We start from the raw sequence: 8,556 nt of genomic DNA on the forward strand, positions 1-8,556 counted from the left end.
GCGGTGTGTCAGCAAGCACATCTGTTTCTGATACACCGCATTCGCGAGCAAGCCCGCTCCCACATTTGGATTGCATTTCAACTTTTAATCGCGACTGGGCTGACCGTGCGTTTGGCATTCAGGGCGTAATACAGCAAGCCACCCAACGCCGAACCGGTAAACCAGCCATAGCTGTAGAACCAGCTGAACGCATCACTGCCCAACGACAGCAACGTCAGCACCACCGGCACGCCAAAGGCGATAAACCCGCTCCAGTTCCACGCCGGGTACACGTCATCACGGTACAGGCCGGCCAGGTCCAGTTGCTGTTTGCGGGTGATGAAATAGTCCACCACCATGATCCCGGCTATCGGCCCCAGCAGGCTGGAATAGCCGAGCAACCAGTTGGAATAGACCGTCTCCAGGCTCACATCGGAAACGATCAAGCCGAGCTTTTTCAGCAGCTCATGCCCCATTAGCGCCAACCCCACCAACCCGGTGAGGATCACCGCCGTGGTGCGGTTAATGAGCTTCGGCGCGATGTTCTGGAAGTCATTGGTCGGCGAGACAATGTTCGCCGCCGTGTTGGTGGACAAGGTGGCGATGATGATTAGCAACATCGCAATCGCTACCCACACGGGGCTCTGGATATGCCCGATCAAGGTCACCGGATCGGACACGCTCACCCCCACCAGTTTCACCGACGCCGCCGTCATGATTACGCCCAGCGCGGCGAACAGGAACATGGTCAGCGGCAAGCCGAAGATCTGCCCGAGGATCTGGTCCTTCTGGCTTTTCGCGTAGCGGCTGAAGTCGGGGATATTCAGCGACAAGGTGGCCCAGAACCCCACCATCGCGGTCAGGCCGGCCATGAAGTAGCCGGTGAGGCTCGCGCCTTCCGGGCGCTTCGGCGGGATCGCCATCAATTCGCTGAGGGACACATTGGGCATCGCCCACACCAGCAAACCAATCCCCACCGCCACCAGCAACGGTGCCGACAGGGTTTCCAGGCGCTTGATCGACTCGGCACCGCGCAGCACCACCCACAAATTCAGGCACCAGAAAATCATGAAGCCGATCACTTCACCGGTGCCGCCGAGGGACTTCCAGCCTTCGAAAATCGAACCGAGGAACAAGTGAATCGCCAGCCCGCCAAACATCGTCTGGATACCAAACCAGCCGCACGCCACCAGCGCGCGAATCAGACACGGCACGTTGGAACCGAGAATGCCGAACGACGAACGCAACAGCACCGGAAACGGAATGCCGTACTTGGTCCCGGGAAACGCGTTGAGGGTCAGCGGGATCAGCACCACGATATTGGCCAGCAGGATCGCCATCAGCGCCTCGCCCACCGACAAGCCGAAGTACGCGGTGAGCACCCCGCCCAGCGTATAGGTGGGCACGCAGATCGACATGCCGACCCACAACGCGGTGATGTGCCACTTGTTCCAGGTTCGTTCATGCACCTTGGTCGGTGCCATGTCGTGGTTGTAGCGCGGGCTGTCGAGGACGTCGGGACCGGCGTCGAGTTCGTACAGGCCGTTGCGCTCAATGACTTGCGATCTGTTCTGTTGCATGGCCGCTCCACGGTTTTTTCGAATTATTGTTGCTCATCCAACGCTTTTCGCTGGATGGCCGGAGTACCTCGTAAACAACATGACATCACGGGTCCGGCCAGCCGCCACTGCACTCAATAATCGTGCCGACAACTGTCACCACACCCGAACCGCTTATATAACTGGCTGATGTTATTCAGCTTTCCGATTAAACCTACAGCGCTGCTCACTGGGCTCAGGCTAAACCCGGTGGAAGTTGCCAGAACTGGCAGGACTCAATCTGGTGCAACACAATTATTTTTATTTCCCGTTGCCGTCAAGCGGCATATCTCAAGCGTCTGATTTGCAATAAGAAATGTTGCTCAATTTAAGAACCTGTCAAGTGCGTCAAAACGGTGAACGCCCGCTTCATTTTGGTGATTTGTATTTTTAATCGTTAAAAATCAACACCTTAATAACAATATAAGCTTATAAAAAATCTTCTTGCCCAATCGAAAAACTCGGGCTAGTTTCTATTCCTGTCACCGCTGACAGGAATTAACCCACCTATCGGCAAGCAGCATTACAACACTTAGAACTGGCATAAGCCGGTCAAGCCTGTGAGGAACTCGACATGTCGCTGTTGATCCGTGGCGCCACCGTTATTACCCATGATGAAAGTTACCGCGCCGATGTTTTATGCGCAGGCGGTCTAATCCGCGCCATTGGCACGGACCTGGATATTCCCGCCGGCACTGAAATACTCGACGGCAGCGGCCAATATTTGATGCCCGGCGGCATCGACCCCCACACCCATATGCAACTGCCCTTCATGGGCACCGTGGCCAGTGAAGACTTTTTCAGTGGTACGGCGGCGGGTCTGGCGGGCGGTACCACGTCAATCATCGACTTTGTGATTCCCAACCCGCAGCAGTCCCTGCTGGAGGCCTTTCACCAGTGGCGCGGCTGGGCGGAAAAATCCGCCGCCGACTACGGCTTCCACGTCGCGATCACCTGGTGGAGCGAGCAGGTGCGCGAGGAAATGGCCGAGCTGGTCAGCCACCACGGCATCAACAGCTTCAAGCATTTCATGGCCTACAAGAACGCAATCATGGCGGCCGACGACACCCTGGTCGCCAGCTTCGAGCGCTGCCTCGAACTAGGCGCGGTGCCCACCGTGCACGCGGAAAACGGCGAGCTGGTGTACCACCTGCAACGCAAGCTCATGGCCCAAGGCATCACCGGGCCCGAAGCGCACCCGCTGTCGCGGCCCTCCCAGGTCGAAGGCGAAGCGGCGAGCCGGGCGATTCGCATCGCCGAAACCATCGGCACCCCGCTGTACCTGGTCCACGTCTCGACCAAGGAAGCGCTGGATGAAATCACCTACTCCCGCAGCAAGGGCCAGCCGGTGTATGGCGAAGTCCTCGCCGGCCACCTGCTGCTGGACGACAGCGTCTACCGCCACCCCGACTGGCAGACCGCCGCAGGCTACGTGATGAGCCCGCCGTTCCGCCCACGCGGGCACCAGGAGGCGCTGTGGCACGGCTTACAATCGGGCAACCTGCACACCACCGCCACCGACCACTGCTGCTTCTGCGCCGAGCAAAAAGCCGCCGGCCGAGACGACTTCAGCAAGATCCCCAACGGCACCGCCGGCATCGAAGACCGCATGGCAGTGCTGTGGGACGAAGGCGTCAACACCGGGCGTTTGTCGATGCAGGAATTCGTCGCGCTGACCTCCACCAACACCGCGAAGATCTTCAACCTCTACCCACGCAAAGGCGCGATCCGCGTGGGTGCCGACGCCGACCTGGTGCTGTGGGACCCCGAGGGTACGCGAACGATTTCCGCCAAGACCCACCATCAAAACGTCGACTTCAACATCTTCGAAGGCAAGACCGTACGCGGCGTACCAAGCCACACCGTGAGCCAGGGCAAGCTGGTCTGGGCCGATGGCGACCTGCGCGCCGAACGGGGTGCCGGGCGCTATGTGCAGCGCCCGGCGTATCCGCCCGTGTTTGAGCAGTTGAGCAAGCGGGCTGCATATTCCAAGCCAGTGGCTGTGAACCGCTGATATCGCCTTCGCGGGCAAGCCCGCTCCTACATTTAGATTTGTGAACACTTTCAAATGTGGGAGCTGGCTTGCCTGCGAAGAGGCCAGCACAGACAACACAAAAACCAATGCCCATCAGAGGCAGAACCTCAATAACCGTGAGGCCACCACCGTGATCCAGACCCTGACCCACCTCCCCCATCCCACAGCGGATGGACCCACCCTCGCCAGCCACTTCACCGACCTGGCACCGCCCCTCAACGCCCGCCAGGCCCAACTGGAGGCTTCCCGCTGCCTGTACTGCTACGACGCGCCGTGCGTGAATGCATGCCCCAGCGAGATCGACATCCCGTCCTTCATCCGCAATATCCACACCGACAACGTGCAAGGCGCCGCGCAGAAAATCCTCTCGGCCAATATCCTCGGCGGCAGCTGCGCCCGCGTCTGCCCCACCGAAATCCTTTGCCAGCAGGCCTGTGTGCGCAACAACGCGGAAGAATGCGCGCCGGTGCTGATCGGCCTGCTGCAACGGTATGCCGTGGACAACGCGCACTTCAGCGAACACCCATTCCACCGCGCCGCCGCCACCGGCAAACGCATCGCGGTCGTGGGCGCCGGGCCGGCCGGTCTGGCTTGCGCCCATCGCAGCGCCCTGCACGGCCATGACGTGGTAATTTTCGAAGCGCGGGAAAAAGCCGGCGGCCTGAATGAATACGGGATCGCCAAGTACAAGCTGGTGGATGATTTTGCGCAGAAGGAACTGGATTTCCTCCTGCAGATCGGCGGCATCGAGATCCGCCACGGCCAGCGCCTGGGCGACAACCTCAGCTTGAGCGAACTGCACCAGCAATTCGACGCAGTCTTCCTCGGCCTCGGCCTGGCCGCGAGCAAACAGCTCGGCCTGCCCCATGAAGACGCCCCCGGCCTGCTCGCCGCCACCGACTACATCCGCGAACTGCGCCAAACCGACGACCTCACCCAACTGCCCCTGGCCGACCGCTGCATCGTGCTTGGCGCCGGCAACACCGCCATCGACATGGCCGTGCAGATGGCCCGCCTCGGCGCCCGCGATGTCAACCTCGTGTACCGCCGTGGCCTGGCAGACATGGGCGCCACCCACCATGAACAGGACATCGCCAAGGCCAACCAGGTCCGCCTGCTGACCTGGGCCCAACCCGAAGAAATCCTGCTGGATGACCAGGGCCATGTGCGTGGCATGCGCTTCCTGCGCACACGCATGGAAAACGGCCGCCTGCTCCCCACCGGCGAGACCTTCGAACTGGCCGCCGATGCGATCTTCAAGGCCATCGGCCAAGGCTTTGACAGCGAGGCACTGCACGACCCGCTGGCCCAGCAACTGCACCGCGTCGGCGAGCGGATTTTTGTCGATGAGCACCTGCGCACCAGCATTCCCGGCGTGTATGCGGGGGGCGATTGCGTCAGCCTCGGCCAGGACCTCACCGTGCAGGCGGTGCAACACGGCAAGCTGGCAGCCGAAGCCATGCACGCCCAACTCATGCTGAACGTGGAGGCTGCGTAATGGCCGATCTCTCGATTGTATTTGCCGGTATCAAAGCCCCCAACCCGTTCTGGCTGGCCTCTGCGCCACCCACCGACAAGGCCTACAACGTGGTCCGCGCCTTCGAAGCCGGCTGGGGCGGCGTGGTGTGGAAAACCCTTGGCGAAGACCCGGCGGCGGTCAACGTGTCCTCGCGCTACTCGGCCCACTACGGCGCCAACCGTGAAGTGCTGGGCATCAACAATATCGAGTTGATTACCGACCGCTCCCTGGAGATCAACCTGCGGGAAATCACCCAGGTGAAAAAGGACTGGCCCGACCGCGCACTGATCGTCTCGCTGATGGTGCCGTGCGTGGAAGAATCCTGGAAAAACATCCTGCCGCTGGTGGAAGCCACCGGCTGCGACGGCATCGAGCTGAACTTCGGCTGCCCCCACGGCATGCCCGAACGCGGCATGGGCGCGGCGGTGGGCCAGGTGCCGGAGTATGTGGAGCAGGTGACGCGCTGGTGCAAGACCTACTGCTCGCTGCCGGTGATCGTCAAGCTCACGCCAAACATCACCGACATCCGCGTGGCCGCGCGGGCGGCGTATCGTGGCGGAGCGGATGCGGTGTCGCTGATTAACACCATCAATTCCATCACCAGCGTCGACCTGGAACGCATGGTCGCCCTGCCGATGGTTGGCACCCAGAGCACCCACGGCGGCTACTGCGGCTCGGCGGTCAAGCCCATCGCGCTGAACATGGTCGCCGAAATCGCCCGCGACCCGCAGACCCAAGGCCTGCCAATCTGCGGCATCGGCGGTATTGGCAACTGGCGCGACGCGGCGGAGTTCATCGCCCTCGGCTGCGGCGCGGTGCAGGTGTGCACGGCGGCGATGCTGCACGGGTTTCGCATTGTCGATGAGATGAAGGACGGACTCTCGCGCTGGATGGACAGCCAAGGCTACAAGAGCTTGCAGGCATTCTCCGGGCGGGCGGTGGGCAATACCACGGACTGGAAGTACCTGGACATCAACTATCAGGTGATCGCGAAGATCGACCAGGCGACGTGTATTGGCTGTGGGCGTTGCCATATCGCCTGTGAGGACACCTCGCACCAGGCCATAGCCAGCTTGAAACAGGCGGATGGGACGCATGTCTACGAGGTGATTGATGAGGAGTGCGTGGGCTGCAACCTGTGCCAGATCACCTGCCCGGTGGCGGACTGTATCGAAATGGTGGCGGTGGATACGGGCAAGCCGTTTTTGAACTGGACGCAGGATCCAAGGAATCCGTATCGGGAGGCTGTGTAGTCTTTTAGATCGCTATCGCAGGCAAGCCAGCTCCCACAGTGACCGCATTTCGTCTGAAGGAATGCAGTCAACTGTGGGAGCTGGCTTGCCTGCGATAGCGCCATCAGCCTTCACACAGGGCTCAAGGCTCCAACCCAATCCCGCGCAAAATAACCCCCGTGACCGTCTGGATCGCCTTCTCAAACTGCCTGTCCGACAACGGCTGGTGATCGTTCAAAATCTTCACCTGGTGATCGAAGTCCGCATAGTGCTGGGTCGACGCCCAGATCATATACAGCAGGCTCGACGGCTCCACCGGCAGGATGCGTTTGTCTTCCACCCACTGGCGAATCTTCGCTTCCTTCATCTTGGCCCAGTCGTACAGGCTCGCATCCAGCGCCTCACCGAGGGTCGGCGCGCCGTGGATGATTTCATTGGCCCAGACCTTGGAGCCATACGGCCGCGTGCGCGAGCGCTGCATCTTGGCGCGGATATAGCTGCTGAGCACCACGCGCGGATCATCGAAGGTTTCAAAGCTCAGGGCGTCCTGCTTCCACAGATCCAGCAGGTCGAACAGCACCGCGCTGTACAGCTCGCTCTTGGTGGTGAAGTAGTAGTGCAGGTTGGAGCGCGGCAGTTGCACTTCTTCGGCGATGTCGGCCATGGCGGTGCTGCCATAGCCCTTCTCGGCGAAGACCTTCTCCGCCGCCAGCAGGATTTTTTCGACGTTGACCCGACGAATGCCACTCTTGTGATTGCCCATAAGGGCTCCCCGACAACAACATGGGTTAGAGACTACCACCGGCTCTAGATCGCGGCGACAGGCCATACTGAAACTTCGTACACTGCGCCCTTCTCCCCATTGATTGGTATTGCACAATGTTGATCAAAAAGACCCTGACCACCGTCGCCCTGCTCGCCTCGCTGTTGGGCGCTTCGACGGCCTTTGCCCACGCCCACCTGAAAAGCGCCACGCCTGCCGCCGACAGCACCGTCGCCGCGCCGGCCGATCTGCGTCTGACCTTCAGCGAAGGCGTGGAAGCCACCTTCACCAAAGTCTCCCTGAGCAAGGACGGCACGGAAATCGCCATCAAAGGCCTGGAAACCCCCGACGCCGACAAGAAAACCCTGGTGGTCACGCCGGCCGCGCCGCTGGCTGCGGGTAACTACAAGGTGGTGTGGAACGCGGTGTCGGTCGACACCCACAAGAGCAGCGGCGAATACAGCTTCAAGGTCGGCCAATAACCCATGGCAACCCTGCTGGTGCTGTGCCGCTTTGTGCATTTCATCGTCGTGCTGCTGATGTTCGGGGCCTGCACGTTCAGGCCCTGGCTACTCGGCGCCGGGCCGCAACCGGTGCTCGACCAACAGCTGCTGCGCATCACCCGGGCACTCGCCTGGATCGGTTTGTTATCGGGAGTGACGTGGTTGCTGCTGATTACCGCCAGCATGGCCGGCAGTTGGGACGCGGCGCTGCAACCGGCCACCGTGCAGCTGGTGCTGGGCAAGACCTTTTTTGGCCAGGTGTGGACCTGGCACCTGCTGTTCAACCTGCTGCTGGTGATTGCGCTGGCCAAGCCCTGGCCGGCGTTGCGCCTGCCGTTGCTCGCGCTGCTGCTGGTGACCCTCGCGCCCGTGGGCCACGGCGCCATGCTCGATGGGCTCAGCGGGCGCTTGCTGATCCTCAACCAGGTGGTGCACCTGGCGTGCGTCGGCGCGTGGCTCGGTGGGTTGTGGGTACTGGTGTTGATCCTGCGCCAACCCCAGGGCTATGGGCTGGAGGCAATCCTGCGGCGCTTCAGCGGGGTGGGCTATGGCCTGGTTGCGGGCTTGCTGGTGACCGGGTTAATCAACGTGCGCGTGCTGACCGGGCAACTGTGGCCGACGCCGTTGTTCAGTGGTTTTGCCTTGATTCTGCTGGTCAAGGTCATGCTGGTGCTGGGCATGCTGGCCCTGGCGCTGTTGAACCGGTTGCGGATAGAACGCTGTGACGAACGTCGCGCCAGTTTGAAGGCTAGCGTGCTGCTGGAGTGGCTGCTGGGGGTTGCGGCGGTCGCGGCGGTGTCCCTGCTGGGGACCTTGCCGCCGATGGTCATGAGCAACTAAGCCCTCAAGTCGAACACCAATCAAAAATGTGGGAGCGGGCTTGCTCGCGAATGCGGTAGACCAGTCAATAAATCTTGTGACTGATAC

General features: G+C 61.2%; 7 protein-coding genes. 5 read left to right on the top strand and 2 right to left on the bottom strand.

Annotated features, from left to right (window positions below; genetic code table 11):
• Positions 1–77 precede the first annotated feature (77 nt).
• Complete coding sequence (locus NUV89_RS25110) at positions 78–1,559, bottom strand: NCS1 family nucleobase:cation symporter-1 (protein WP_257783444.1); 1,482 nt, start codon at positions 1,557–1,559, stop codon at positions 78–80.
• Positions 1,560–2,151: 592 nt separating this feature from the next.
• On the opposite strand from NUV89_RS25110, the gene hydA reads away from it, so the two are divergent.
• The 3 genes from hydA (at position 2,152) to preA (ending at position 6,384) form a co-directional block, all read left to right on the top strand.
• Positions 2,152–3,591 (top strand): dihydropyrimidinase, encoded by a 1,440-nt coding sequence (gene hydA / locus NUV89_RS25115; RefSeq protein ID WP_257783445.1) that lies wholly within the window; start codon positions 2,152–2,154, stop codon positions 3,589–3,591.
• 151 nt (positions 3,592–3,742) lie between these two features.
• Positions 3,743–5,110, top strand: coding sequence for an NAD(P)-dependent oxidoreductase (locus NUV89_RS25120; protein ID WP_257783446.1), 1,368 nt, complete (start codon positions 3,743–3,745; stop codon positions 5,108–5,110).
• Positions 5,110–6,384: an NAD-dependent dihydropyrimidine dehydrogenase subunit PreA gene (gene preA, locus NUV89_RS25125; RefSeq protein WP_257783447.1), complete on the top strand. Its 1,275-nt coding sequence runs from the start codon at positions 5,110–5,112 to the stop codon at positions 6,382–6,384. The genes NUV89_RS25120 and preA overlap by 1 nt, the downstream gene beginning before the upstream one ends.
• Before the next feature lie 121 nt (positions 6,385–6,505).
• On the opposite strand, the gene NUV89_RS25130 is transcribed toward preA, so the two are convergent.
• Positions 6,506–7,126, bottom strand: a complete 621-nt coding sequence (locus tag NUV89_RS25130; RefSeq protein ID WP_017737434.1) for a TetR/AcrR family transcriptional regulator — start codon at positions 7,124–7,126, stop codon at positions 6,506–6,508.
• Between the two features lie 116 nt (positions 7,127–7,242).
• Between NUV89_RS25130 and copC the strand changes: the two genes are divergently transcribed.
• Positions 7,243–7,608 carry a copper homeostasis periplasmic binding protein CopC gene (copC, locus tag NUV89_RS25135; protein ID WP_257783448.1) on the top strand — a complete coding sequence of 122 codons (366 nt, stop codon included), beginning with the start codon at positions 7,243–7,245 and terminating at the stop codon, positions 7,606–7,608.
• Positions 7,609–7,611: 3 nt separating this feature from the next.
• Complete coding sequence (copD, locus tag NUV89_RS25140; protein ID WP_257783449.1) at positions 7,612–8,469, top strand: copper homeostasis membrane protein CopD; 858 nt, start codon at positions 7,612–7,614, stop codon at positions 8,467–8,469.
• The last annotated feature ends 87 nt before the right edge of the window (positions 8,470–8,556 follow it).

It is taken from the genome of Pseudomonas sp. 18.1.10 (assembly GCF_024655625.1).
In the GTDB taxonomy this organism is placed as follows: Bacteria; Pseudomonadota; Gammaproteobacteria; order Pseudomonadales; family Pseudomonadaceae; genus Aquipseudomonas.